General features: G+C 65.8%; 26 protein-coding genes. 10 read left to right on the plus strand and 16 right to left on the minus strand.

Annotated features, from left to right (window positions below; translation table 11 throughout):
* Window positions 1–7: 7 nt before the first annotated feature.
* Window positions 8–982: a tyrosine recombinase XerC gene (gene xerC, locus ASB57_RS21795; protein ID WP_057654103.1), complete on the plus strand. Its 975-nt coding sequence runs from the start codon at window positions 8–10 to the stop codon at window positions 980–982.
* A gap of 1 nt (window position 983) precedes the next feature.
* Here the strand turns inward: xerC and ASB57_RS21800 are convergent, their stop codons facing one another.
* The 6 genes from ASB57_RS21800 to ASB57_RS31160 all read right to left on the minus strand — a co-directional run bounded on the left by ASB57_RS21800 (window position 984) and on the right by ASB57_RS31160 (window position 5,772).
* Window positions 984–2,120, minus strand: coding sequence for a nickel/cobalt transporter (locus ASB57_RS21800; RefSeq protein ID WP_082622045.1), 1,137 nt, complete (start codon window positions 2,118–2,120; stop codon window positions 984–986).
* Window positions 2,121–2,161: 41 nt separating this feature from the next.
* Window positions 2,162–2,824, minus strand: coding sequence for a DUF1007 family protein (locus ASB57_RS21805; RefSeq protein ID WP_057656341.1), 663 nt, complete (start codon window positions 2,822–2,824; stop codon window positions 2,162–2,164).
* Between the two features lie 92 nt (window positions 2,825–2,916).
* Window positions 2,917–3,957 (minus strand): metal ABC transporter substrate-binding protein, encoded by a 1,041-nt coding sequence (locus ASB57_RS21810; protein ID WP_057654105.1) that lies wholly within the window; start codon window positions 3,955–3,957, stop codon window positions 2,917–2,919.
* 23 nt (window positions 3,958–3,980) lie between these two features.
* Window positions 3,981–4,853, minus strand: a complete 873-nt coding sequence (locus ASB57_RS21815) for a metal ABC transporter permease (protein WP_057654106.1) — start codon at window positions 4,851–4,853, stop codon at window positions 3,981–3,983.
* A complete protein-coding gene (aztA, locus tag ASB57_RS21820; RefSeq protein ID WP_231755488.1) occupies window positions 4,844–5,566 on the minus strand; it encodes a zinc ABC transporter ATP-binding protein AztA in 723 nt (240 codons plus the stop codon). Before aztA ends, ASB57_RS21815 begins: the two co-directional genes overlap by 10 nt.
* A gap of 5 nt (window positions 5,567–5,571) precedes the next feature.
* Window positions 5,572–5,772, minus strand: coding sequence for a hypothetical protein (locus ASB57_RS31160; RefSeq protein ID WP_156414234.1), 201 nt, complete (start codon window positions 5,770–5,772; stop codon window positions 5,572–5,574).
* Window positions 5,773–5,857: 85 nt separating this feature from the next.
* Between ASB57_RS31160 and ASB57_RS21825 the strand changes: the two genes are divergently transcribed.
* The 7 genes from ASB57_RS21825 to ASB57_RS21855 all read left to right on the plus strand — a co-directional run bounded on the left by ASB57_RS21825 (window position 5,858) and on the right by ASB57_RS21855 (window position 11,614).
* On the plus strand, window positions 5,858–6,415 hold the full coding sequence (locus ASB57_RS21825) for a Fur family transcriptional regulator (RefSeq protein WP_082621752.1): 558 nt from the start codon (window positions 5,858–5,860) through the stop codon (window positions 6,413–6,415).
* 262 nt (window positions 6,416–6,677) lie between these two features.
* Window positions 6,678–7,769 (plus strand): GTP-binding protein, encoded by a 1,092-nt coding sequence (locus ASB57_RS21830; RefSeq protein ID WP_057654108.1) that lies wholly within the window; start codon window positions 6,678–6,680, stop codon window positions 7,767–7,769.
* A gap of 39 nt (window positions 7,770–7,808) precedes the next feature.
* On the plus strand, window positions 7,809–8,273 hold the full coding sequence (gene dksA, locus ASB57_RS21835; protein ID WP_057654109.1) for an RNA polymerase-binding protein DksA: 465 nt from the start codon (window positions 7,809–7,811) through the stop codon (window positions 8,271–8,273).
* 211 nt (window positions 8,274–8,484) lie between these two features.
* Entirely contained in the window at window positions 8,485–9,024 is a 540-nt protein-coding gene (hslV, locus tag ASB57_RS21840) for an ATP-dependent protease subunit HslV (RefSeq protein WP_057654110.1), read from the plus strand.
* A gap of 73 nt (window positions 9,025–9,097) precedes the next feature.
* A complete protein-coding gene (hslU, locus tag ASB57_RS21845) occupies window positions 9,098–10,438 on the plus strand; it encodes an ATP-dependent protease ATPase subunit HslU (protein ID WP_057654111.1) in 1,341 nt (446 codons plus the stop codon).
* 107 nt (window positions 10,439–10,545) lie between these two features.
* On the plus strand, window positions 10,546–11,058 hold the full coding sequence (locus tag ASB57_RS21850; RefSeq protein ID WP_057654112.1) for a GNAT family N-acetyltransferase: 513 nt from the start codon (window positions 10,546–10,548) through the stop codon (window positions 11,056–11,058).
* Window positions 11,051–11,614, plus strand: coding sequence for a cob(I)yrinic acid a,c-diamide adenosyltransferase (locus tag ASB57_RS21855; RefSeq protein WP_057654113.1), 564 nt, complete (start codon window positions 11,051–11,053; stop codon window positions 11,612–11,614). Before ASB57_RS21850 ends, ASB57_RS21855 begins: the two co-directional genes overlap by 8 nt.
* Before the next feature lie 205 nt (window positions 11,615–11,819).
* On the opposite strand, the gene lipA is transcribed toward ASB57_RS21855, so the two are convergent.
* The 5 genes from lipA to ASB57_RS21880 all read right to left on the minus strand — a co-directional run bounded on the left by lipA (window position 11,820) and on the right by ASB57_RS21880 (window position 16,358).
* Complete coding sequence (gene lipA / locus ASB57_RS21860) at window positions 11,820–12,833, minus strand: lipoyl synthase (protein WP_057654114.1); 1,014 nt, start codon at window positions 12,831–12,833, stop codon at window positions 11,820–11,822.
* 195 nt (window positions 12,834–13,028) lie between these two features.
* On the minus strand, window positions 13,029–13,676 hold the full coding sequence (lipB, locus tag ASB57_RS21865; protein WP_057654115.1) for a lipoyl(octanoyl) transferase LipB: 648 nt from the start codon (window positions 13,674–13,676) through the stop codon (window positions 13,029–13,031).
* Window positions 13,677–13,766: 90 nt separating this feature from the next.
* Window positions 13,767–14,042: a DUF493 family protein gene (locus ASB57_RS21870; RefSeq protein ID WP_057654116.1), complete on the minus strand. Its 276-nt coding sequence runs from the start codon at window positions 14,040–14,042 to the stop codon at window positions 13,767–13,769.
* A 61-nt stretch (window positions 14,043–14,103) separates the two neighbouring features.
* Window positions 14,104–14,976, minus strand: coding sequence for a D-amino acid aminotransferase (locus ASB57_RS21875; protein ID WP_057654117.1), 873 nt, complete (start codon window positions 14,974–14,976; stop codon window positions 14,104–14,106).
* A gap of 140 nt (window positions 14,977–15,116) precedes the next feature.
* Window positions 15,117–16,358 carry a D-alanyl-D-alanine carboxypeptidase family protein gene (locus tag ASB57_RS21880; protein WP_057656342.1) on the minus strand — a complete coding sequence of 414 codons (1,242 nt, stop codon included), beginning with the start codon at window positions 16,356–16,358 and terminating at the stop codon, window positions 15,117–15,119.
* 402 nt (window positions 16,359–16,760) lie between these two features.
* Here ASB57_RS21880 and ASB57_RS21885 point away from each other — a divergent pair, with 402 nt between their 5' ends.
* Entirely contained in the window at window positions 16,761–18,920 is a 2,160-nt protein-coding gene (locus tag ASB57_RS21885; protein WP_082621755.1) for a bifunctional diguanylate cyclase/phosphodiesterase, read from the plus strand.
* Here the strand turns inward: ASB57_RS21885 and ASB57_RS21890 are convergent.
* The 5 genes from ASB57_RS21890 to ASB57_RS21910 all read right to left on the minus strand — a co-directional run bounded on the left by ASB57_RS21890 (window position 18,892) and on the right by ASB57_RS21910 (window position 23,396).
* Complete coding sequence (locus ASB57_RS21890; protein WP_057654118.1) at window positions 18,892–19,542, minus strand: alpha/beta hydrolase; 651 nt, start codon at window positions 19,540–19,542, stop codon at window positions 18,892–18,894. The genes ASB57_RS21885 and ASB57_RS21890 overlap by 29 nt on opposite strands.
* 162 nt (window positions 19,543–19,704) lie before the next feature.
* Window positions 19,705–20,487 (minus strand): ABC-type transport auxiliary lipoprotein family protein, encoded by a 783-nt coding sequence (locus ASB57_RS21895; protein ID WP_156414235.1) that lies wholly within the window; start codon window positions 20,485–20,487, stop codon window positions 19,705–19,707.
* 2 nt (window positions 20,488–20,489) lie between these two features.
* Window positions 20,490–21,437 (minus strand): MlaD family protein, encoded by a 948-nt coding sequence (locus tag ASB57_RS21900; protein WP_057654119.1) that lies wholly within the window; start codon window positions 21,435–21,437, stop codon window positions 20,490–20,492.
* Window positions 21,424–22,269: an ABC transporter ATP-binding protein gene (locus ASB57_RS21905; protein ID WP_057654120.1), complete on the minus strand. Its 846-nt coding sequence runs from the start codon at window positions 22,267–22,269 to the stop codon at window positions 21,424–21,426. Before ASB57_RS21905 ends, ASB57_RS21900 begins: the two co-directional genes overlap by 14 nt.
* Window positions 22,266–23,396 (minus strand): ABC transporter permease, encoded by a 1,131-nt coding sequence (locus tag ASB57_RS21910; protein WP_057654121.1) that lies wholly within the window; start codon window positions 23,394–23,396, stop codon window positions 22,266–22,268. The genes ASB57_RS21905 and ASB57_RS21910 overlap by 4 nt, the downstream gene beginning before the upstream one ends.
* Before the next feature lie 200 nt (window positions 23,397–23,596).
* On the opposite strand from ASB57_RS21910, the gene ASB57_RS21915 reads away from it, so the two are divergent.
* The gene (locus ASB57_RS21915) at window positions 23,597–24,430 is read left to right on the plus strand and encodes a biotin--[acetyl-CoA-carboxylase] ligase (protein WP_057654122.1); all 834 of its coding nucleotides are present in this window, start codon (window positions 23,597–23,599) and stop codon (window positions 24,428–24,430) included.
* The last annotated feature ends 1 nt before the right edge of the window (window position 24,431 follow it).

Here is a 24,431-nt window from a genome sequence, read left to right on the forward strand (position 1 = left end):
AGAGGCCATGGCGCGCGCCCCTCGAACGCAGCAGGCCCCTCTGCCCGCCCCCATGCAGGCATGGCTGGCGCATCTGGAATCGAATCGGCGCTACTCCCCGCATACGCTGGCCGGCTATGGCCGCGACCTGGCCTATCTGGCCGAACTCGCAGGCGAGCGCCCGCTGGAGCAGCTGTCCAACGGCCACATCCGGCAGTTCGTCGCACGCCTGCATGCGCGCGACCTGGGCCCGCGCAGCCTGGCGCGCGCACTGGCCGCGTGGCGCGGCTTCTATCAATGGTGGGCGCAGGAAGCGGGCTTGCCGGGCAATCCGGTGGCCGGCGTCAAGGCGCCCAAGGCGCCGCGCGGCCTGCCCAAGGCCTTGTCGGTGGAACAGGCCCAGGCCCTGCTAGAGCGGCCCGCCGCCAAGGCCGCGACCGAACCCGTCGCGCTACGCGACCAGGCCATGTTCGAATTGCTTTACTCCAGCGGCCTGCGGCTGTCGGAACTGACCAGCCTGGACTGGCGCTACGAGCGCGGGGCCGAGCACGAGTCCGCCAGCTGGCTGAACCTGGACGAGCATGAAGTGGTGGTGCTTGGGAAAGGCGGCAAGCGCCGTTCGGTGCCCGTGGGCGGCGCCGCGCTGCAAGCGGTGCAGGCGTGGCTGCAGGTGCGGGCGCGCTTGCTGGGGCCGTCCAGCGGGCCGGCGGATACCGCGGCCTTGTTCCTGGGGGAACGTGGTCGTCGCATCACGCCGCGGGTCGTACAGAAGCAGCTCGATAAAGTGGCCGCGGCCAGCGGGCTGCCGGTGCACGTGCATCCGCACGTCTTGCGGCACAGCTTCGCCAGCCACGTCCTGCAATCAGCGCAGGATTTGCGGGCCGTGCAGGAGATGCTGGGCCACGCGAACATATCCACGACGCAGGTCTACACCCGGCTGGATTTTCAGCATCTGGCCAAGGTGTATGACCAGGCGCATCCCCGCGCTGGCCGGAAGTCTTGATTCACGCAGCGCTGGTGACGGCGCCGCCTAGCAGCAGCAATCCGAACGCCAGGACCGCGACGGCCGCGCAGGCCTGCGTGGCATAGCGCAGGCGGCCGGCCCACGCTGGTGACAGGCGCGCGCCGCCGCGCACCAGCAGATCGCTCGCCGCCACCGCGGCCCATACCAAGGCCGCGACGGTCAGGCCGGTGCCCAGGCCCATGGCCAATGCGGACACCACACCGGATAGATAGAAGCCCTGGGCCAGGGCGAATACCAGCACGATCAGCGCCCCGCTGCAGGGGCGCAGGCCCACCGCCAGGATGGCCGACCACGCCTTGCGCAGGTCGAGCCGGCCAGCCACCGCTTCCGGCGCCGGCACATGCGCATGACCGCAGCCGCAATCGTCGCCATGCACATGGGCATGGGCAGCGCCGGCCCGAGGCGCCGCGCCATGGTTATGGCTGCGCCCGTGGCTATGGTCGAGGTTGTCGCTGTGGTCGTGACTGTGACTGTGACTGTGACTGTGACTGTGACTGTGACTGTGACTGAGGTCATGGTCGTGGTCGTGGTCGTGGCCAGCATGGACGCCATCGGCATGAGCATGGCCTGCCGCGCCGGCATCGCCGCGCCACAAAGGCCGGATCGCCTTGCGCCACACCAACCACACCCCCAACGCGACGATCATCGCGAACGATCCGACTTCCAGCCATCGCGTCGCCGCATTCATCGTCACCGCGGTGACCCGCAATATCCCCGCGGCCACGCTGACCAGCAGGATCGCCACCAAAGCCTGCACCAGCGCCGACAACAGCGCCAACACCGCGCCATTACGCGCGGTCTGCCGATTCGCCAGCACATACGTGGCGACAACCGCCTTCCCATGCCCGGGCCCCAAGGCATGGAACACCCCATACGCGAACGACAGGCCCACCAAAGGCCACGCGGCCCAGGCATCCGCCTGCCAGGCCCGCACCGCACCCGTCAGCTGACGATAGAAATGGCTCTGCCACGCCGACACCCATCCCAACAGACGCAGCAACCAGTCCGGCCCGTCCACCGCGCCGCCGCCTGCTTCCGGAACTCCGAAAGGATGCGGCGCCGCCAGCACCGGCAGGGCCACTCCCGCCAGCATCAACCCGGCGCAAACCACCAGCATCATCGAAAGCGACGGACTCCGGTGACGGCAAGGCAGGCGCATTACTCGCACGTCACCCGTACCCGATGCGTCAGCCCTTTGGTGATCGCGAACAACTCTTCGGGCAAGTCCGGCTGATCCGCCGGGATGGCAGCCAGTTGCTGCACCAACGCGGCATCCAGGGGCTTGGGCGCACGATAATCGGCTCGGCAATTCGCCGGCGCGCGATCCATGCTGATGGCACCCGGCGCGCTGAAATCGTAGGCTACGAAATAAGTGGGATCGATGATATCGACGTCCACACCAGCGGCGCCCGGCGCCACCGGCTGTTGCAAGGGTAAGGTGAAGACCAGCGTCATCGCCTTGCTCTTCGCGTCCCACTCCACCTTGGCATCGCGCGGCGTGCCGTAAGGCAGCACCTTGCCATTCGCGGCGACGCGCGTGAAGTAATGGGAGATAGGCTCGCCCAAGGCGCTCATCCACTCACGCGCCATGCGGTTCAATGTGGACGTCGCCAGCTGGCCCTTCTTGTCCGCCAGGCCCTGCGTCGTATAGGCCACGAACATCTCGTCGAACTTCCAGCGTTCCCGCAACGCCGCCAGCCGGCCCTGGTCATCGAACACCAGCTGAGCCTGGCCATCTATCCACATATGCGGATGCGCGCTCGCAGGCGCCGCGACCAGCGCCGCCGCGGCCGCGCAAAAGGCGACCGCGCAAGCGGGCAGGCCGGCGCTGCCGCGCGTCGGCACGAAGCCAGGCAAGACACCCTCGCCCTTACGCCGGCTCGGCAAACCGCCGTTCCCACGCGCGCTCATCATTACGGCTTCAACGCCGCCATGAACTGGCTCAAGTTCCACTCGAACATCCCCAGATAAGTGGCGGCAGGCAGGCCCGGCTTGGCCAAGGCGTCCGAATACAGCGTGCCGCCGACACGGGCGCCGGTCTCGCGCGCGATCTGCTGCGCCAGTTTGGGACTGCTGACATTCTCGACGAACACCGCCGGCACCTTGTCCTGACGAATCTGGCTGACGATGCGCGCGACGTCGGCGGCCGACGGTTCGGCCTCGGTCGAAATGCCCATCGCGGAGATGAAGGTCATCCCGTAGGCATCGCCGAAATACCCGAACGCGTCATGCGACGTCACCACCCGGCGCCGCTCGGCCGGCAGGGCCGCGAAGGCTTGCTTCACGCGCTCGTTCAAGGCTTCGATGCGGGCCACATAGGCATCCGCGCGCTGACGATACGCATCTGCATGCGCGGCATCGGCAGCCGCCAGCGCGGCGCCGATATTGCGGGCATATTGCGCGCCGTTGGCCAGGCTCTGCCACGCGTGCGGATCGATATTGCCTTCGTGACCATGACCGTCGCCATGCTTATGATCGTCATGCTTGTCGCCGCCATGCGCGTGGTCATGCCCACCCGTGGCGTCGCCACCGAAGTCACGCGGCTTCACGCCTTCCGAAGCCACCACCGTGCTGCCCTTGAAACCCGAAGCGCGGACCAGCTTGGGCAGCCATGCCTCGAAGCCCAGGCCGTTCACCACCAGCACCTGCGCGGCCGCCAGGCGGCGGGCGTCGGCCGGCGTCGGCTCGTACTCGTGCGCATCGCCATCGGGGCCGACCAGCACGTCGAGCTGCACATCGCTGCCGCCGATCTGCTTGACCATGTCGCCAAGGATGGAGAAGCTGGCCACCACCTTCAAAGGGCCGGTGGGCGCGGTTGCCGGCGCACTGCCCGGCGCCTGCGTCTGAGCGTATGCCGTGCCGCCAACCGCCAGGCCGGCAGCGGCCAGCGCCAACGCCGCCAGCGCGCGGCGTCGCAGCGGCAAGAACCGGGAAGAGAAAATCGTGTGTGCCATGGACAAAGACTCCGTGGAAAAAATCAGCGCGCACCGCGCCGCGCGCGCCGTGAGAAGTCCAGCAAGCCACCCTGTGGCCCGCCGGCGACGGAAATCAGATACACGGCACCTGCCGCAAGAATGATGGCGGGCGAAGCCGGCACGTTGTAGTGATACGAGATCAGCAGGCCGGCCAGCGAAGCGAAGCTGCCCAGAAAGGCCGCCAAGGGAATCTGCCCGGCGGCGGACCGCACCCAGAACCGCGCCGACGCCGCCGGCAGCATCATGATGCCCACGACCATCAACGTGCCCAGCACCTGGAAGCCGGACACCAGGTTGAACACCACCAGCATCAGGAAAGCCATGTGGACCAGCGATCCCCCCCCGCCGGCCGCCCGCAGAAAGCCGGGGTCCAGGCACTCGGCCACCAGCAGCCGGTAGAGCGCGGCCAACACCAGCAAGGTGATGGTGGCGCACACCGTTACCAGCAGCAGCGCGTCATCGTCCAGGCCCAGCACCGTGCCGAACAGCACATGCAGCAGGTCCATGTTCGACCCGCGCAGCGACACCAGCAGCACGCCGAGTCCCAGCGAAATCAGATAAAAGGCCGCGAAACTGGCGTCCTCGCGCAAAGGCGTCAGGCGCGACACCACCCCGGCCAGCAAGGCCACCAGCAAGCCCGTGATCATGCCGCCCAGCAGCATCGCCGTCAGCGACAGGCCCGACAGCAGAAAGCCCGCCGCGACGCCGGGCAGAATGGCGTGCGACATGGCATCGCCCATCAGGCTCATGCGGCGCAGGACAAGGAACACGCCCAGGGGCGCGGCGCCGCAGGACAAGGCGAAGGACCCCGCCAGGGCCCGCCGCATGAAGCCATAGTCGACAAAGGGTGACACCACCCACTCGTTCAATCCCACGCCAACTCCTGGTCGCGCAACGCCCGGGCGGCGCGTAAATTCGGTTCGGTAAGCACGTCGGCGGTTTCGCCCCAGGCCACGGTACGGCCCGCGAGCAGCAGCGTGCGGGGGAAATGCGCCCGCACCAATTCCATATCGTGCAGCACGGCCACGACCGTGCGGCCCTGCGCGTGGCAGTCGGTCAGCAAGGCCATCAGGTCTTCGGTAGTGTGGCTGTCGACCGCGGCGAAAGGCTCGTCCAGCAGCAGCACACCCGCGTCCTGCAGCATCAGCCGCGCGAACAAGGCGCGCTGCAATTGGCCGCCCGACAGCGTGCCGGCAATGCGATCGCCCAGATCCGCCAGGCCCACGTCCGCCAGCGCCTGGTCGACGCGGTCGCGTTCACCGCGACCGAAGCGGCGCCACGGCCCCACCCGGCGCCAGGCGCCCATGGCGACCAGCTCGCGCACGGTGATGGGAAAGGATCGATCCAGGTCGGCTGCCTGCGGCAGCCAGGCCAGCTCGCGGCGGCCGGCGCCATCGACGCGCACATTGCCCGAGAGCGGCCGCAGCACGCCCATGATGCCTTTGATCAGCGTGGACTTGCCCGCGCCGTTCGGACCGACGATGGCCGTCATGGAGCCAGGCGTGAACACACCACTGATGTCGCTGACGGCGGGCCGGCCGCGCCAGCCATAGGAGACGCGGTCCAGCGTGATGCCGGCCGCGGGCAGGCGACTCACCACCATCCCATCGCCCATCCGGTCAAAGCCCACAGGACGACACACACCACCAGCGCCGCGCCCATGCGTTGCCAGGCCGATGCCATCAGCCAGGAGCCATGACGCGGCTGCTCGCCGGACACGACGGCGGGCGGCACTGCGGCCGCCGCCTGGTGACGGGCAGCGGAAGAGTCCTGTTGGGAGGGGGCGGCAGACATGGAAAGGGGGAAGAACACGTCGAACGAATGTTATATCATATCAAATCACACCCCCCCGCGCTGCGACGCGGTATGCTCCTGCCGTATGCCCACTACCTCCCGGCCCTCCAAGGCGACCCCAGCCGATCGCATCAACACCCAGCTGGACGTCGCTGAAAACCTGTGCAACCAGCGCGGCAAGCGCCTTACGCCCATTCGGCGCAAGGTGCTGGAATTGCTGCTGCGCCAAGGCCGCAGCGTCAAGGCCTACGAGCTTTTGGAAGCCATGCGGGCGGTGCATCCGGGCGCGGCGCCTCCCACCGTCTACCGCGCCCTCGACTTCCTGCTCGATGAAGGCCTGATCCACCGGCTCGACGCCGTCAACGCCTGGGCGGCGTGCCATGACGCGGGCGGCACGCCCCATGATCTGCTGGTGGTCTGTACCGGTTGCGGCGCCGTTGCGGAAATCAGCGACCCCGCCATGAGCCGCCAGCTGGCGGAGCGGGTCGCCCTGACGGGCTACGCCCTGAACAGCCATGAAACGGAAATCCGGGCGCTTTGCCCGGCCTGCCAGGCCGCTCAGGGTGTCGAAAAGGCCTCGGGCGTGGCCGGTGAGCACAGCCACGGACACGGCTCAGGGCACGGCCACGGACACGCTCATTGAGGTCCAGGCACGCCGTGTGCTGGCGTGTTTCCGATTGTGGCCTTGAAATGTCGGCTTCTGCCCCCATTTCGCTGTAATCCTCGCGTTAAACCAGGGTAGGCCCGGGGTTTGCCCCCTGCCGCCGACTGTGCTGTAATCCTGCGTCCGGTCGCTCATGCGACCCTCAGTTCGCGGCCTTGGTCCTGCCCTGTCCGGCGCGCCTTTCAACGCTCCGGCGTCCCGGGCCTCGGGCCCTGCTCCCGGCATCTAATTCGCTGTCATCATGAATACCACGCGCAGTTTGGACAAAATGGTTCCCGTCACCATCCTCACCGGCTTTCTCGGTGCGGGCAAGACGACGCTGCTCAAACGTATCCTGACCGAATACCACGGCCGGCGTGTCGCGGTCATCGAAAACGAATTCGGACCCGAGAGCATCGACAACGATCTGTTGGTCCAGGATCGCGACGAAGAAATCATCGAGCTGAGCAACGGCTGCGTCTGCTGCACCGTGCGCGGCGACCTGATGCGCACGCTCAACGAGCTGCGCCAGAAGCGCCAGGCCGGCGAACTGACGTTTGAACGCGTCATCCTGGAAACCACCGGCATGGCCAACCCCGGCCCGGTGTGCCAGACCTTCTTCATGGACGACGACATCGCCGATTACTACCGCCTGGACGCGGTGGTGACGGTGGTCGACGCCAAGCATGGCATGGTCACCCTGGATGAACAGCCGGAATCGCAGAAGCAGATCGGCTTTGCCGACCGCATCCTGATTTCCAAGAAAGACCTCGTCAACGAAGCCGATTACGAGGCCCTGCGTGCCCGCGTGCTGCGCATCAACCCGCGCGCGCCGATCACCGCGGTGAATTTCGGCGATGCCGACCTGAAGTCGATCATCGACATCAGCGGCTTCAATTTGAACTCGATTTTGGACATCGACCCGGACTTCCTGGCCGATGAGCACCCCGACGCCGCCCATGACCATGATCACGACCACGATCATGACCACGGCGATTGCGACGCCGGGTGCGACCACCCGCATCACCATCACCACGCTCACCACGACGATGAAATCGGCGCGTTCGTATTCCGTTCGAACAAACCTTTCGATCCGGCGCGGCTGGAGGAATTCCTCGGCGGCGTGGTGCAGGTTTACGGTCCCGATCTGCTGCGCTACAAAGGCATCCTGTACATGAAAGGCGTTAATCGCCGCATGCTCTTCCAGGGCGTGCACATGATGATGGGTGCCGAGCCCGGCAAACCGTGGACCTCGAACGAGAAGCCATCCACCAAGATGGTCTTCATCGGTCGTAAGCTGCCCCAGGAGATATTTACCCGGGGACTGGAGCAGTGCCTGGTGGGCGCGGCCTGACGCCGCCCACCCAGATCCGATTCATAGTGGAGTGTTTTCATGGCTACCAAGGCAGCAACCAAAAAATCAAGTAAATCGGCGACCGATACGCCGGTCGATCTGCCCAGCGAAAAAGAATTGCTGGCCATGCCCGAATCCGACTATATGAACGATCGCCAGCTGGCGTTCTTCAAAGAGCGGTTGAAGCAGCTGGAACAGGACATCCTGAACAACGCCGGCGAGACCACCGAGCACCTGCGCGAAACGCAGTTCGTGCCCGACCCCGCCGACCGCGCCACCATCGAGGAAGAGCATGCGCTGGAACTGCGCACGCGCGACCGCGAGCGCAAGCTGCTGAAGAAGGTTCAGCAGTCCATCGCTCGCATCGATAGCGGCGAATACGGCTGGTGCGAGGAAACCGGTGAACCCATCGGTGTGCCCCGTCTGCTGGCTCGTCCCACGGCCACCCTGTCGCTGGAAGCGCAGGAACGCCGCGAGATGCGCCAAAAGCTGTACGGCGACTGATACGGCGATACGCATATTGAAGGCGGTGCCCGATGAACAATCGGGCACCGCCTTTTTATTTGGCTTTCTATCTGGTTTCGCGGGATGAGGCACCTCGGGTAGGTACACTGTCCGGACGAACAGGTTCCCGCGGTGGCGGCGCAACTTACGCTGCCTCTTGAGTTTCGGCCGGATAGTCCCCATATCCCCTACTTCAGCCGAGGAAATCACCATGGAACAATTTCACGCCACCACCATCGTCTGCGTCCGGCGCGGCAAGCGCGTCGCCCTTGGTGGGGACGGCCAGGTTACGCTGGGAAATATTGTCATCAAGGGCACCGCGCGCAAGATCCGCCGGCTCTACCATGACAAAGTGCTGGCAGGTTTCGCCGGCGCCACCGCCGACGCCTTCACCCTGCAGGAACGCTTCGAAGCCAAGCTGGAAAAGCATCAAGGCCATCTGATGCGCGCCGCGGTGGAGTTGACCCGCGACTGGCGTACCGATCGGGTCCTGCGCCGTCTGGAAGCGATGCTGATCGTCGCCGACGAGAACAACACCCTGGTCCTGACCGGTAACGGTGACGTGCTTGAGCCGGAACACGGGCTCGCCGCCATCGGCTCCGGCGGTGCTTACGCACAGTCGGCCGCTCGCGCCCTGCTGGACAACACCGACCTGCCGCCTGAAGTCATCGTCAAGAAGTCGTTGGAAGTGGCCGGTGAACTCTGCATCTACACCAACATGAATCACATCGTCGAGACGCTGGGCGAATAAGCCCGGCCGCCACGTCTCAGGCTTCCAGCCTTCACGATTCAGCATCAACAATATAGATCAGGACCCCGCCGCCATGTCCGCAACCAACATGACCCCCGGAGAGATCGTCTCCGAACTGGATAAATTCATCGTCGGCCAGGGCCGCGCCAAGCGCGCCGTCGCGGTCGCGCTGCGCAACCGCTGGCGCCGTCAGCAAGTGGACGAGCCGCTGCGCCATGAAATCCATCCCAAGAACATCCTGATGATCGGTCCCACCGGCGTGGGCAAGACCGAAATCGCGCGCCGCCTGGCCAAGCTGGCCAACGCGCCCTTCATCAAGATCGAAGCGACCAAGTTCACCGAGGTCGGCTACGTCGGCCGCGACGTCGACACCATCATCCGCGACCTCACCGAGTTCTCGATCAAGCAGACCCGCGAGCTGGAAATGCGCCGCGTGCGCGCCCAGGCCGAGGACGCCGCCGAGGATCGCATCCTGGACGCCCTGGTGCCGCCGCCCCGCTCGTCGTCCGGCGAACCGGAACGCAATCCCGACAGCAGCGCCCGCCAGACCTTCCGCAAGCGCCTGCGCGAAGGCACCATCGACGACCTGGAAGTGGACATCGAAGTGGCCCAGGCGCCGCAGCAGATGGACATCATGGGCCCGCCGGGGATGGAGGAAATGACCGAGCAGCTGCGCGGCATGTTCGCCGGCCTGCAACGCGACAAGAAAAAGTCGCGCAAGCTCAAGGTCAAGGAAGCCTTCAAGCTGCTGATCGACGAAGAAGCGGCCAAGCGCGTGAATGAAGAAGACCTGCGCGCTTCCGCCATCACCAACGTCGAGCAGAACGGCATCGTCTTCCTGGACGAAATCGACAAGATCGCGGCCCGGCAGGAAAGCGGCGGCGGCGAAGTGTCGCGCCAAGGCGTGCAGCGCGACCTGCTGCCGCTGGTGGAAGGCACCACGGTGAACACCCGCTACGGCATGGTGCGCACCGATCACATCCTGTTCATCGCGTCGGGGGCTTTCCATCTGGCGCGGCCGTCCGACCTGATTCCCGAACTGCAAGGCCGCTTCCCCATCCGCGTCGAACTGGATTCGCTGTCGGCCGCGGATTTCGTGCGCATTCTGTCCGAAACCGATGCGTCGCTGACCAAGCAGTACCTGGCGTTGATGGCGACCGAGGACGTGCATCTGGACTTCACCGAAGAAGGCGTCCAGCGCCTGGCCGAACTCGCTTTCGCGGTGAACGAAAGAACCGAGAACATCGGTGCGCGGCGCTTGTACACGGTGATGGAAAAGTTGCTGGAAGACCTGTCTTTCGACGCCAGCAACGCCTCCTCCAGCGGCAAGGTGGTGCGTATCGACGCCGCCTACGTCAATGACAAGCTGGAAGAAGCGGCGGGCAGCCAGGACCTGGCACGCTACGTCTTGTGATGGCGCGGGCGGGCGCCGGCTCATCCCAAGGAGGTGGATCGGCGTGCCCGGTTGGCGGGCATGGTCCTGATGTAGGATAGGCGCCATCTTTTTCAGGACGCGACGTCATGGCCGCCAGCCCCCTTATCCGCCCCGCCACTCCCGCCGACATTCCCGCCATCCTGGCGCTGATGCAGGGCCTGGCGGAATACGAGAAACTGATGCACCTGTTCGCCGCCACCGAGGCGAACCTGCTCGACTCGCTGTTCGGCGAGCATCCCGCCGCGCAATGCCTGGTCGCCGAAAACGGCACCGGCACCGGCGATGGCCTGGTCGCCTATGCCCTGTGGTTCCAGAACTATTCCACCTTCCTGGCCAAGCCCGGCCTGTACCTGGAGGACCTCTACGTCCATCCCGATCAACGCGGCAAGGGCATCGGCAAGGCCCTGCTGCTGCGCCTGGCGGCCATCGCCGTCGAACGCGGCTATGGCCGCTTCGAATGGACCGTGCTGGACTGGAACCAGCCGGCCATCGATTTCTACGAAGGCATGGGCGCGCAGATCCTGCCCGAATGGCGCATCGTGCGCGTCGCCGGGGATGCGCTGATCGATATGGGCAAGAAAGGAGCGAACCATGGCTAATCGACTATCCGTCATCGCCACCCGCACGGGGGACGACGGCACTACCGGCCTGGGTGACGGCACCCGCGTCAGCAAGGACGACCTGCGGGTCGCCGCGATGGGCGACGTCGACGAGTTGAACAGCACGCTGGGGCTGGTGCTGGCCACGCCCATGGCGGACGAGCGGCTGGCCGCGGACCTGCGTCGCGTCCAGCATTGCCTGTTCGACCTGGGCGCCGAACTGAGCATCCCCGGCTACGTGGCCGTCAAGGAAGAACACGCGCTGGATCTGGACGAGTGCCTCAAGCACTACAACACTACGCTGAAGCCGCTGCAGGAATTCATCCTGCCCGGCGGCACGCCCACGGCCGCCCTGCTGCATGTGGCGCGCACCGTGTGCCGGCGGGCCGAACGCGCCGTCGTGGCGCTGGGCCGCGTGCAGACCGTGCATGCGCCCTTGCGGCAATATTTGAATCGCCTGTCCGACCTGCTCTTCGTCGTCGCCCGCCACGTCAATCAACAGGCTGGCACCGGCGACATCCTTTGGAAAAGCCCAAACTCCCGCGCCGGCGCGTAACTACCCGGTCCGCCTGCCTCAGGAGGCAATGACAGAAAAGTCCAAACCATAAATGGTTTGGACTTACTTGATGTCGCTGGCACGGCTACCAGACATGGTCGTCACAAAAAACAAACCCCCTGTGAAACACAGGGGGTTCATCTACGGCATGAAGGCCAAACCATTTATGGTTTGGCCTTCTTAATACTCTCGCATGGCCGAAGGCTTAATTCACACCTGCGGCGTGAGCCTGCTCATCCGCGTGATACGACGACCGTACCATCGCCCCAACGGCAGCGTGCGAAAAGCCCATCTCATAGGCCTCACGTTCGAACATCGCGAACGTATCGGGATGCACGTAGCGCAGCACCGGCAGGTGATGCTCCGACGGCTGCAGGTACTGCCCGATGGTCAACATGTCGACGTTGTGCTCGCGCATGTCGCGCATGACCTGGAGGATTTCCTCGTCGGTCTCGCCCAGGCCCAGCATCAGGCCCGACTTGGTCGGCACGTCCGGATGCAGTTTCTTGAACTCAGCCAGCAGCTTCAGCGAATGCGCGTAATCCGAACCCGGGCGCGCCTGCTTGTACAAGCGCGGCACCGTTTCCAGGTTGTGGTTCATCACGTCCGGCGGACCGGCATTGAGGATATCCAGCGCGCGGTCCAAACGACCACGGAAGTCCGGTACCAGCACTTCGATACGCGTCGACGGCGATTGCTCCCGCACCTGGCGGATGCACTCGACGAAGTGGCCGGCGCCCCCATCGCGCAGGTCGTCGCGGTCGACCGAAGTGATGACCACGTAGGACAGCTTCAGCGCGGCGATGGTGCGGGCCAGGTTGGCCGGCTCGTTCACATCCAGCGGATCGGGACGGCCATGGCCGACATCACAGAACGGGCAGCGGCGCGTGCACTTGTCGCCCATGATCATGAACGTGGCGGTGCCCTTGCCGAAGCATTCGCCGATGTTCGGACACGAGGCTTCCTCGCAGACCGTGTGCAGATTGTGTTCGCGCAGGATGCGCTTGATGTCGTAGAAGCGCGAACCCGGCGTGGCGGCGCGCACGCGGATCCATTCAGGCTTCTTCAGGCGTTCCACCTGCACCACCTTGATGGGGATGCGGGCAGTCTTGGCCTGCGACTTCTGCTTCTGCGTGGGATCGTAAGGAACGGCGGCCGGAGCATTGCCGGCGGCGGCGGGCGCGGCGGGGGTCGCGCTGGAGGGCGTATCAGCTGACATGGATGGCGATTGCTTCGGGCGGCGCGCGCGGCGTCGCCGGGGATCAAAACGACATCATACTCCCGCCACCAATAGGGCCGCCGAGCCGACCCCGGCAGCGGCCGGGCTATTCCTGGCTTGGGCGGGCCGGCTTGGCCCGGCACAGCCAGAGCGCCCCGAGCCGGCCGGCGCGCCAGGCCTGACCCGACCCAGGCCCTAAGCCAGCGCCTGCGGCAAGGCGCCCGAACGCTCCCCCAGCGCTGCCAGGCGGCGCGCCAGGCGCTCCCCGACCTCGACCAGGTCCACGCGCACGCCGCAGCGGGCCAGATCGGTCGTCGCCAGATTGGCGTATCCACAGGGGTTGATGCCGTCGAAGGGCCCCAGGTCCATATCCACGTTCAAGGCCACGCCATGGTAGGTACAGCCGGACCGCACCTTGATCCCCAGGGCGGCGATCTTGGCCAGCTCCCCGTCCGCTTCAGGCACGTAGACGCCGGGCGCACCCGGCTTCCTACAGGCTTGCACCCCGTAGTCCGCCAGCAGGCCGATCACGGTGTCTTCGAGGAAGGCGACGTATTCCTTCACGTACATGCCCGCGCGGCGCAGGTCGAGCAGCACATAGGCCACCACCTGGCCGGGCCCGTGATAGGTCACCTGGCCACCGCGGTCGGTACGGACGATGGGAATGGCGCCGGGCGCCAGCACGTGCTGGGGCAGGCCGGCCTGCCCCAGCGTGTAGACCGGGGCGTGCTCACAGAGCCAGATCTGGTCTGGCGTGGCGGGCGTACGGGCGTCGGTGAACGCCTGCATGGCGTGCCAGACGGCCTCGTAATCAGCAGGCCGGTCCAGCCAGCTCAGCGCCATTGCGCCACCACTCGCGGCCGCGGCGTCAGCCCTGTCCTCAGGCACCGGCACCCCGCCCATTTCGGTCGGCACGACAGTCGGGTCCCACGCTTACAGCACGATCGACACCAGATGGTGTCCGTGTAGCGCGCGGTAGAGCTCGTCCAACTGTTCGCGCGAGGTGGCGCGCACGGTGAAGGTCAGGCCGATGTAGTTGCCGCCTTTGCTGGGCCGCATCTCGACCGATGCCGGATCGAAGTTGGGGTCGAACTGCAACACCACCTCGGTCAGCAGCTGGGCGAATTCCGGATGCACCTTGCCCATCACCTTGATGGGAAAGTCGCTGGGATATTCGATGAGGGAGTCTTCAGGAGAGATCGTGTTCATGCGTGTCATATGGGGGCGCCGCCCGCCTTTCCAAGCGCGCGGCGCCCCCACCTAAATGGGGTTACGCCAGCAAGGCCGCAATCCGGGCATCATACCCCGCACGTAGTTTCGCATAAACGGGGCCGGGCTTGCCGTCACTCACCGGCCGGCCGTCCAGGCGCGTGATGGGCAGCACTTCCCGCGCGGCGGACGAGATCAGCAGCTCATCCGCGGTCTCGACCTCGGCACGGGGCACGTCGCGCATCTCGAAGGGCACGCCGGCCTCTTCCGCCAGTTCGGCCATCAGGCCGTAGCGTATGCCTTCCAGGATGCGATGGTCGCGGGGCGGACTGATCAGCTTGCCGCCGGACACCACCCAGATATTCGCCGACGCCGCCTCGGTCAGCAGGCCGTCACGGAACTGGACCACCTCGTCCACCCCCGCGTCGACGGCCGCCTGCTTGGCCAGCACGTTGCCCAGCAGGGATACCGACTTGATGTCGCAGTGCAGCCAGCGGTCGTCCGGGAAGGAGATCAGGGCCTGGCCATTCTCGCGCGCGGCAGCGCCCGGCGGCGTGAAGGGCGAGACCATGCCGAAGACCGTGGGCGTAACCGTGTCGGCGGGAAAGCCATGATCCCGCTTGGCCACGCCCCGCGTGATCTGCAGATAAACCAGGCAGGACGGCGTCGCCGACCGTTCGAGCAGGCCCCGCACCAGGGCCTCCCAACCGGCGCGGTCGAAGGGCGAGGCAATACGGACCTTGGCCAGGCTGCGCTCCAGGCGAGCCAGGTGCTCGGACATCCGGAAAGGCCGCCCCTCATAGACCGGCACGACCTCATAGATCCCGTCGCCGAAGATGAAGCCCCGGTCCAGCACCGAAATTTTCGCGTCCTGCAGACGCACGTACTCGCCGTTCAGATACGCCTGGCTGTCGCCCGGCACGCCCGGAATCATGATGGTTTTGCTCCTAGGTAGCGATGCAGATCGCTGAAAAATGCGAAGGGCGGACCCTTGGTCCGCCCCTTTTTCCTGACCAAGCGGCGCAAGCTTACTCCCGCAAGGTGCGCCGCGGTCGTCCCGCAGTCGCCCCAGCTCTAGTTGAACCAGCGCTTGACCGTATCGACCATACGGCCGAAGAAGCCGGCGCGTTCCACCGGCTCCTGGACCACCAGCGGCTCGGCGCGCAGCGTCTTGCCGTCCAGGGTCAGACGCAAGGTGCCCACCTTCTGACCCTTTTCCAGCGGCGCCACCAGCGGATCGGTACGCTCGGCGACCGGCTTGACGTCGGCCGTCTTGCCGCGCGGCACCGCGATCCACACCGGCGCCGGAGGGCCCAGCTTGACCGTCTCGACCTTGCCTTCCCAGACACGCGCATCGATGCCGGGCTGGGCCTTGTCGAACAGCTTCACCGTATCGAAGTTCTGGAAGCTCCAGTTGAGGATCTTCAGGCTTTCCTCGGCGCGGGTGGCCTCGCTGTCGGTGCCCACCACCACGGTCAACACGCGGCGGTCGCCGCGCAGGGCCGTGGCGACCAGGCAGAAGCCGGCCGAATCGGTGTGGCCGGTCTTCATGCCGTCCACGGAGGGATCGGCCCACAGCAGGCGATTGCGGTTGGATTGCGCGATCTTGTTGTAGGTGAAGCTCTTCTGTTTGTAGAAGTGGAAGTACTCGGGATGATCGGTGATCAGGTGTGTGGCAATCGTCGCCAGGTCGCGCACGCTGGTCGTGTGCTGCGGGTCCGGCAGGCCCGTGGCGTTCATGTAGTGCGTGTTCTTCATGCCCAGGCGCTCGGCTTCCTGGTTCATCAGCGCGGCGAAGGCGGTCTCGCTGCCGCCGACGGCCTCGGCCAGCGCCACCGATGCGTCGTTGCCGGATTGCACGATCACGCCCTGCAGCAGCTCTTCAACCGTGACCGGCTTGCGCGGCTCGATGAACATGCGCGAACCGCCGGTGCGCCAGGCATGCTCGGACACCGGCACCTGCTGGTCCAGCGTGATGCGCTTCTCGTCCAGGGCATTGAAGACCACATAGGCGGTCATGATCTTGGTCAGCGACGCCGGCTCCACCTTCTGGTCGGGGTTGGAGGCGGCCAGCACCTGGCCGCTGTTGACGTCGATGGTGATCCAGGCCTTCGCGGCTATCGTCGGCGCGGGAATCGCGGATACGTCACCGACAGGGACGACGTCGCTGGTGCCTGTCGCGCCGATCTGCGTGGGGGTCACGGGCTTGCCGGGGGCCACTGGGGGCGCGGCGGGCGCGGCTGGTGCCGGTTGGGCGGCCGCTGCCGGGGCCGGTTTGGCCTGTGCCCATGCCGCGGCAGGACTGCCTCCAATCATTACCCCCATCAGGGCGCCCGCGACCAGACGGCGGGACAAGGACAGGGGGGCAATGCGGAACAGAGGCAGTTGTGTCATCGGCAAACGAGTTGGCGTAAGCGTGGCTGGGATAGAAGACAACAATTATAGGCAGCGGATAAATCGCGGCACTGCGAAGAATGTGGTGGCGCTGCAAGCAATATGAAACTCGATGAAACATCAATGAAGGTTTTTTACGCAAACCGTTAATTGGCGCGGTTTCCCAGGCATTTTCCCCTCAGGACACAAGTGTGGTGCGGGGGTAACATCCTGATCGCATGTCGCAGCGGTTTGTATCATTCTCAAGATATTCGTGACACTATGGCGGCTCTCGCGCCGTGCCTGCAGCGACGGCCATTCATACAAGACATCAGCACAACCACCATGAGCGGTATTTACCAATTCTGGACGGTCGTTCTGTCCTTGCTCGTCGCCACCCTGGCGTCCTACACGGCTTTGAATCTGGCGGGCCGCATAACGTCGGCATCAACCGATACCGCCCGCCGCACCTGGTTGACCGGTGGCGCAGTCGCCATGGGCATGGGCGTATGGTCCATGCACTTCATCGGCATGCTGGCCTTTTCCCTGCCCATCCGTACCGGTTACGACTACAGCATGACGGCGGTGTCCCTGGCCATGGCCATCGGCGCGTCCTATGTCGCGTTGCTGGTGTCGACCCATGGTCCGTTGACCTGGCGCCGGGCGCTTATCGCGGGTGCCGTGATGGCAGCGGGCATCTGTGGCATGCACTATCTGGGCATGGCCGCCATGCGCATGATGCCGGCCATCCAGTACGACACCGGCATGCTGCTGCTGTCCGTGCTGATCGCCTATGTGGCCTCGGTCGCCGCGCTGTGGATCGCGCATGCCCTGCGTGCCGAAGACGCCGTGGTCTTCCTGACGCTCAAGCGGCTTGGCGCGTCCTTGATCATGGCAGGCGCCATCACCGGCATGCATTACACCGGCATGGCCGCGGCCAACTTCGATGCCAACGCGATCTGCGGCGCCGCCGATGACCTGGACCTGCATTGGCTGGGCTTGTCGGTAGCCAGCGTCACCCTGTTCGTGCTGTTCCTGACGCTGGTCCTGTCCGCGCTGGAAAGCCGTTTCGACGCCTCGCGCCGCTCGTGGAGCGGCTCGCTGCAAAAGCTCAACTCCGCGCTGGTACGCATGGCCAGCATCGATGCGCTGACCGACCTGCCCAACCGCGCCAGCCTGACGCGCAACATGGAACAGGCCATCGTGCGCGCCCGCAACGACGGCACCGAATTCGCCGTGCTGTTCATGGACCTGGACGGGTTCAAGAGCATCAATGACTCGCTTGGCCACAGCATCGGCGACGGCATGCTCAAGGCCTTCGCCCATCGCCTGCGTGCACGCGTGCGGCGCGAAGACACGGTGGCGCGCCTGGGCGGCGACGAGTTCGTGGTGATGGTGGAAGGCCTGCCCAACCGCGACGGCGCCGCGCGCGTCGCGCAGTCGGTGATCGAATCCCTGCGCGAGGAACTGGTGTTCAACGGCACGTCCTTGCGCGTCACCAGCAGCATCGGCATCGCCCTGTACCCGCACGACGCCGACACCGTCGATCAGCTGATCAAGCATGCCGACATCGCCATGTACGGCGCCAAGCAGGACGGGCGCAACGGCTTCCGCTTCTACGAAGAGAGCATGGGCGAAAGCTTCAAGCGCGTGCTCACCGTGCAGCAGGGCCTGCAAGAGGCCATGACGCAAGACCAGCTGTTCCTGCACTTCCAGCCGAAGTTTTCCGACGGCGGCCGCAGCTTGACCGGGGCCGAAGCCTTGATCCGCTGGAACCACCCGCAACTGGGCGCGATCATGCCGGCCGAGTTCATTCCCGTGGCGGAGCGGTCCGGCCAGATCATCGACATCGGGTATTGGGTCACGCGCACCGTCTGCCGCCATCTCAAGCACTGGGACATGCAGGGCCGCGAGCCGCTGCGCATCGCCATCAACCTGTCACCGCAGCAGCTGCATCATCCCAACGTCGTACCGCGCATGCTGGAGATCTGCCAGCAGGAAGGCATCGAGCCCGCGCGCATCATGTTCGAGATTACCGAGACCGTGGCCATGCATGACGCTGAACTCAGCTCGCGCGTCATCCATGCCTTCCATGCGCATGGCTTCAACATCGCCATCGACGACTTCGGTACCGGCTATTCCAGCCTGGCCTATCTGCAGCAGTTCCGCGTGCAGCAACTGAAGATCGATCGCTTCTTCACCAACGGCCTGGACACGCATGGCGAGGAAGGCCGCAACATCGTCGCGGCCATCGTGGCGCTGGCGCACTCGATGAACATGGAAGTGGTGGCGGAAGGCGTGGAAACCAACACGCAGCTGGACACCTTGCATGACCTGTCATGCGATCAGGTGCAGGGCTATCTGCTGGAGCGCCCCATGCCGGCCGACAAGTTCGAGATCTTCCTTGACCAGACCCGGCACGCCGCGCAGCGCGCGGCCCAGGCGGTTGCCAGCGGCCTGGAAAGTGGCCTGAACGTCAGCCCAGGGCCCGCGCCAGCCGTGTAAGCACCAGCTGCTTCAGCAGCAGCAGCTTGCCGTGGAAGAAGTGGCTGGCGCCGGGAATCACGACGACCGGCACGCTGCGGTCGCGCGTCCAGTCCATCAGCTCGCCCAGCGGCACGACCTCGTCCTGTTCGCCATGGACCAGCAAGGTATCCGCCGGCAGGTCTACCTTCCGGAACTGGAAGCGCCACACGGCCGGGCCGGCCAGGATCAGCGCCGTCGGACGGGGCTGACCGGCTTCGGCGAGGGCCGAATCCAGCTGCGCGGCTACCGCCGTGCCGAAGGAGAAACCCGCCAGCACCCAGGGAAGGTCTTTGAGTTCGGGATGACGTTCCAGTACCTGGGCGACCAGCTGCTGCATGTCCGCCGTCTCGCCCTGGGCCTTGTCGAACGTCCCTTCGGACTGGCGCACGCCACGGAAATCCGGCCGCACGGCCACCAGGCCTTCCTGCACGCAGGCACGGGAGATCGTGGTCACCACCTTGTTGTCGCGGGTGCCTTCGTGCAGCGGATGGGGATGCAGCACCAGCGCCCAGCCGCGGGGCGCGTGCTCGGGCCAGTCGATGGCGCAGTCGATACGGCCGGCGGCTCCGGCGAAGCCGACGATTTCGGTGTGGGCAGACATGGTTGCTTGGGCAGGCTATGGCCGGATGATTCCGGCTGGAAATAATGCCCGCCAGATGGCGGGCTTGGAAGATGAATATTACGGGAATCGGCCCAAGGGCATGGCTCTGCCGGCCGCGCCGCGCGAAGCACGTGGCAAGGCCGCGTTCTCCGCACCCCCGCTCTAATGCGTCGCCATCGGCACGCCCATCGGGCCGGCCGGCGCGGGCAGCTTTTGCGACAGCCACAACGCCAGATCGTCCAGGGCCGCATCGGTGGCCACGCGCAGGGCCTGCACGCCACCGGCGGCATCCTGCGACGTAGCCGGCGCGGAGCGCGCCACGCGGACAGCGTCGATGGTGCGGCGTTCACGCAGCAGAACCGCCTGCAGGGTCACCCGCCCTTCGCTGGACGTCCCGTCGGGCGTGTAGACCTGCTCGAAGCGGGTCAGGGAAATCTGCAGCACCGGCGCGCGCGAGTCCACCGTATCGCTCAGCACCGGGCCCTGCGCGGACAGGCGTTCCACCAACCGCTGCTGCAACAGCTGCGCAGGCGTCGCGGCCCAGCGATACGTCGCATAGGACTGCGGGTTCGCGCTATCGCCGATACGCCAGATCACGCCGGTGTCGTTCAACATGGACACCGCCGTGACGTTGGCCGAAATCGGCTCACGTTTGGGCAAGGTCGTCACCGCCGGCGTGGCCGGCCCCAGATCGAACAGACCAGCCTGGGGACCACTGGCGCGCCCCACACTGCAACCCGTCAACACGACAGCCGCGGCGGCCAGGCCCAGGACAGGCACCAGGCGCAACAGGCGGCTGCGCGCGCCGTTGAAGGTCCAGTCGCGGAAGGAAGCCCGGCGCAGGCCCACGGGCTCACATTGCTGGCGCAGCACGCCTTGGCGTGCTGCCGCCCCCTGCCGCCCAGCGGGCGATTGATTGCCTTTCTTCAACAAAGAAACTTTCATCCTTATCTCCCGAAGCCCGCGAAGCCGGGCTCACCCGGCCCAGGGCGCGGCGGCGGCGCGCCGAACAATATCGATTGCGGGGAATCCCCCACGCGTCGCACCGTCGACGACACGCCACGCGCGGTAGCGCTGACCTGATTCGCCATATTGGTCACAGCAGGCAAGGTTTCGGCCGACATACGCGACGCCGCTTCCGAAATCGTCCGCAGGCTGGCCGTGGCCACATCCAGCGGACCGCCCCGCTCATCCAGCCGGAACAGCATCTGCCGCGCGACCACCGCCAGCGCATCGAAGTCCTTGGCCGCCGCCGCGGCCTGGCGCGACGTCGCGTTCAGGCTGTCCAGCAGCGGACCTATCTTCGCGGCCGCGGGCGCCAGCTCATCGCTCAGCACCTTCAGCGAATGCGTCAGGTCCACGGCGTTCTGCAAGGACGCATGCAGCGCCTGCACGTTCTGCTCGTCCAGCACCTTGCTCAATTGCGCGGAGATATTGCCCACGTTCTCCATGATCGTGCCACCCCGTTGGGTGAAGCGTTCCAGCAGGCCCGGCCGCAGCGGAATCACCGGCAAGTCATGGCCGACCTGCTTCAGGCGTTCGATGGAACTGCCGTCATCGCGCAGATCCACATTGGCCAGTCCAGTCACCCCTTGTACACCCAATTCAGCCCAGGTCGATTCCGTGATGGGCGTATTGGGAGCCACACCGATGCGGATGCGCACCTGGCCGGGCACGTCCGGGTTCAGGGCCAGCGACTGCACCTTGCCCACCGGCACGCCCTGGTAGCGCACGGCCGACTGTGCCGACAGGCCACCGACCGGCGTGGAGGAGACGATCTCATAGTCGCGCAAGGCCGCGCGGTCGCGGTTGATCACCACGGCGATCACAATCACTGCCGCCAGCAGCAGCAATGTGAAGGCACCGGCCCACAACGCGTAGCTACGGTTTTCCATTATTGAGGTCCTTGGGAGCGAGATCGCCCAGCGCACGACGCCCGCGCTCGCCCAGAAAAAACGTTTGGATGAAGGGGTGGTCCACCTTCAGGATTTCGGAAAGCCTGTCGCAAGCGATGACCCGCTTGTCGGCCAGCACCGCGACCCGCGAGGACAGCGCCACCAGCGTGTCCAGATCGTGAGTCACCATCACCACCGTGAAATGCAGTTGCCGGTGCAGGTTGCGCACCAGCTCGACGAACTCGTCGGAGCGCAGGGGGTCCAGACCGGCCGTGGGCTCGTCCAGGAACAGCAACTCCGGGTCGAGCGACAGCGCGCGTGCCAGGGCCACCCGCTTGATCATGCCGCCGGACAGGTCGGACGGGCGCTTGTAGGCATCCTTGGCGGTCATGCCCACCATGTTCAGGCGGCACATCACCACGTCCTGCACCAGGTCCTCGGGAATCGAACGCAGCTCGCGTAGCGGCAGCGCGACGTTGTCGAAGACCGTCAGTGCCGAGAACAAGGCGCCCGCCTGGAACAGCACGCCCCAGCGGCGCGCCAGCTGATTGCATTCGCCCGTCGACATTTCCGTCAGGGGCATGCCCAGCACCTGGACCGTGCCGGCGGCCGGCGTATCCAGGCCGATGATGGCGCGCAGCAAGGTCGTCTTGCCCGAGCCCGATCCGCCCACCAGCGACAGGATCTCGCCGGGGTAGACCGACAGGTTCAGGTTTTCGTGGACCACGTGGTCGCCGAAGGCCGTCTTCAGGCCGCGCACCGAAATGATGGGCGCGACCGTCAGCGCGGTTTCGCCGAACAGGTCGGATTGGTCGCGAACGTCGTCTTTCATAGGGCCACCCGGCTAAGCAGGACAGCAAAAAGCGCATCGGCCAGGATAACCCCGGTAATGGACGTCACGACAGACGTGGTGGTGCGGCGGCCCAGGCTTTCGGTATTCGGCTCGATGATCAGCCCGAAATGGCAGGCCACCATGGCGATGACGATGCCGAAGGTCACGCCCTTGGCCAGGCCGATCACGTAATTGGCCAGGCTGACGGCATCCGGCAGCGATTGCAGGAACCAGGCCGCCGATACCCCCAACTGCGCTCGCGCCGCCAGCATGCCGCCCAGCAGCGCCAGGGCATCCGTCCAGACCACCAGCAGGGGCATGGCGATGGCCAGCGCCACCACGCGCGGCAGGATCAGGCGCTGGCTCTGCGAGATACCCATCACCCGCATGGCGTCGAGCTCCTGTGTCACGCGCATGACGCCGATCTGCGCCGTGATGGCCGAACCGGAGCGGCCCGCCACCAGGATGGCGGCCAGCACCGGACCCAGTTCGCGGACGATGGACACGCCCAGCAGGCGCACGATGAAGCGATCGGCGCCGAACATCTGCAGTTGCTGCGAGGACAGGTAGGACAGCACCACGCCGATCAGGAAACCGACCAGGGCGGTGATGCCCAGCGCTTGCGCGCCCATGCGGTAGATCTGCGCGGAGATTTCGCGCCAGGGTATCCGCGACGGGCGAACCGCCAGGTGGCCGAGATCGAGCACCAGCTGACCCAGCATGACCGTCATCGACTTGCCGTGGCGCGCGGCGGTGAAGATCGCGTCGCCGATGGCGCTGACCGGGCCCCAGCGGTCTTGCGCGGGCGGTTCGGTGTTGTGGTCGCCCGGGTGGGAAGAAAGGGCCTGGAAGACCTCCTGCAGGCCTGGCGATATGCGCAGGCGCTTGGGCATCACATCGCCCCAGGCATGCCAGAGCAGGTTCGCGCCCACGGTATCCAGGCGCTCTATCCCCGTCAGGTCCCAGCGCATGGCTGGCGTGGCATTGGCCAGGGCCTTGCGGCGCGCCTGGACCTCGCCAGGGTGCGCCAGCGCCTGCACGCTCCAGTCGCCCGCCACGTGGCAAATGTCGCCGGACTTCGTGAAGGGGGCGACGGCGGGGTTAACGGGCTGGGCGGTATGGACCATTTAGCGAGGGCAGTGGCGGGGGCCGGTGCTCCAGGGAGGTAACAAGGCTAATCATACAGGCCGCCTTGGCGGGCCGCTGTTGGCGGGAGGCCATACAATTCAGGCCGTGATTTCTTTTGATCGGCCCGATATCCGCTTAGTTGCGCAGGATGTTGAAGCCGTTTTTTTACGTTTTTTTCTCACTGAGTCCGCGTTTAGTCATGTCCGAGGTCTTTCTTCCGTCTCCCGCCACGCTCGCCGAGCAGATTCACGAGCGTTTGCCTCAGTTTGGGGGGGTGGATTGGGTGCGGGAAACCGGATCGACGAATGCCGATCTGTTGGAACAGGCCCGTTTGCAGGTGGGCGGGCGCGGTTTGCGCCCCTGGCTGCGTGGTGCGCATTTGCAAAACACCGGGCGCGGACGGGCCGGGCGGAATTGGCAAAACCAGCCGGGGCAGGCGCTGATGTTTTCCTGTGCCTTCGACACGACCCTGGCTGCCGCTGAATTACCCGCCCTGTCGCCATTGGCGGGATTGGCTGCCGTTGAAGCCCTGCGTTCGCTGGCCGGACCGGGGGCGGACGGGTTGCGGGTCAAATGGCCCAATGACGTCATGTTCGGTAAAGGGAAGTTGTCCGGCGTGCTGGTGGAGACCACGCGCAATCCGGTGGATCGGTCGGCCGGGCATGTCGTCGTGATCGGGATGGGGACCAATCTTGTGGACGCGGACTTGCTGTCGCGGGAACTGGATCGGCCCATCGCGGACTGGACCGGGGTCGGTGCGCCGGCGCTGGAGATCGCCGATATCGTGGCGGCGGTGGCGCGGGCCTGGCAGGACGCGATCGTGCAGCTGCAGGCTTTCGGTTTCCAGGTATTTATCGATCGGTTCGCGCGGGTGGATGCCCTGGCTGGGCGGACGGTGCGGGTGCTGGATCGCGGCGAAGTGCTGCAAACCGGGACCGCGGCCGGGACGGATCGGCATGGGCGATTGCTCGTGAAGACGGGAACGCGAGTGACGCCGGTGTCCGTTGGAGAGATTTCGGTGAGGGCGACGTGAG

Origin of the sequence: Bordetella sp. N (assembly GCF_001433395.1) — a bacterium.
Lineage (GTDB): Bacteria > Pseudomonadota > Gammaproteobacteria > Burkholderiales > Burkholderiaceae_B > Bordetella_C.

Coding starts and splice junctions, on each gene's coding strand:
- ASB57_RS21905 (WP_057654120.1), bottom strand. CDS start 22,269: ATGAAAGACGACGTTCGCGACCAATCCGACCTGTTCGGCGAAACCGCG.
- ASB57_RS21800 (WP_082622045.1), bottom strand. CDS start 2,120: ATGCTGGTGGTTTGCGCCGGGTTGATGCTGGCGGGAGTGGCCCTGCCG.
- ASB57_RS31160 (WP_156414234.1), bottom strand. CDS start 5,772: ATGTCTGCCGCCCCCTCCCAACAGGACTCTTCCGCTGCCCGTCACCAG.
- ASB57_RS21890 (WP_057654118.1), bottom strand. CDS start 19,542: ATGTCTGCCCACACCGAAATCGTCGGCTTCGCCGGAGCCGCCGGCCGT.
- ASB57_RS21850 (WP_057654112.1), top strand. CDS start 10,546: ATGGCCGCCAGCCCCCTTATCCGCCCCGCCACTCCCGCCGACATTCCC.
- ASB57_RS21900 (WP_057654119.1), bottom strand. CDS start 21,437: ATGGAAAACCGTAGCTACGCGTTGTGGGCCGGTGCCTTCACATTGCTG.
- ASB57_RS21910 (WP_057654121.1), bottom strand. CDS start 23,396: ATGGTCCATACCGCCCAGCCCGTTAACCCCGCCGTCGCCCCCTTCACG.
- lipB (WP_057654115.1), bottom strand. CDS start 13,676: ATGGCGCTGAGCTGGCTGGACCGGCCTGCTGATTACGAGGCCGTCTGG.
- ASB57_RS21885 (WP_082621755.1), top strand. CDS start 16,761: ATGAGCGGTATTTACCAATTCTGGACGGTCGTTCTGTCCTTGCTCGTC.
- lipA (WP_057654114.1), bottom strand. CDS start 12,833: ATGTCAGCTGATACGCCCTCCAGCGCGACCCCCGCCGCGCCCGCCGCC.
- ASB57_RS21870 (WP_057654116.1), bottom strand. CDS start 14,042: ATGAACACGATCTCTCCTGAAGACTCCCTCATCGAATATCCCAGCGAC.
- ASB57_RS21830 (WP_057654108.1), top strand. CDS start 6,678: ATGAATACCACGCGCAGTTTGGACAAAATGGTTCCCGTCACCATCCTC.
- ASB57_RS21855 (WP_057654113.1), top strand. CDS start 11,051: ATGGCTAATCGACTATCCGTCATCGCCACCCGCACGGGGGACGACGGC.
- ASB57_RS21810 (WP_057654105.1), bottom strand. CDS start 3,957: ATGGCACACACGATTTTCTCTTCCCGGTTCTTGCCGCTGCGACGCCGC.
- hslU (WP_057654111.1), top strand. CDS start 9,098: ATGTCCGCAACCAACATGACCCCCGGAGAGATCGTCTCCGAACTGGAT.
- ASB57_RS21895 (WP_156414235.1), bottom strand. CDS start 20,487: ATGAAAGTTTCTTTGTTGAAGAAAGGCAATCAATCGCCCGCTGGGCGG.
- xerC (WP_057654103.1), top strand. CDS start 8: ATGGCGCGCGCCCCTCGAACGCAGCAGGCCCCTCTGCCCGCCCCCATG.
- ASB57_RS21825 (WP_082621752.1), top strand. CDS start 5,858: ATGCCCACTACCTCCCGGCCCTCCAAGGCGACCCCAGCCGATCGCATC.
- ASB57_RS21880 (WP_057656342.1), bottom strand. CDS start 16,358: ATGATTGGAGGCAGTCCTGCCGCGGCATGGGCACAGGCCAAACCGGCC.
- ASB57_RS21875 (WP_057654117.1), bottom strand. CDS start 14,976: ATGATTCCGGGCGTGCCGGGCGACAGCCAGGCGTATCTGAACGGCGAG.
- ASB57_RS21915 (WP_057654122.1), top strand. CDS start 23,597: ATGTCCGAGGTCTTTCTTCCGTCTCCCGCCACGCTCGCCGAGCAGATT.
- hslV (WP_057654110.1), top strand. CDS start 8,485: ATGGAACAATTTCACGCCACCACCATCGTCTGCGTCCGGCGCGGCAAG.
- dksA (WP_057654109.1), top strand. CDS start 7,809: ATGGCTACCAAGGCAGCAACCAAAAAATCAAGTAAATCGGCGACCGAT.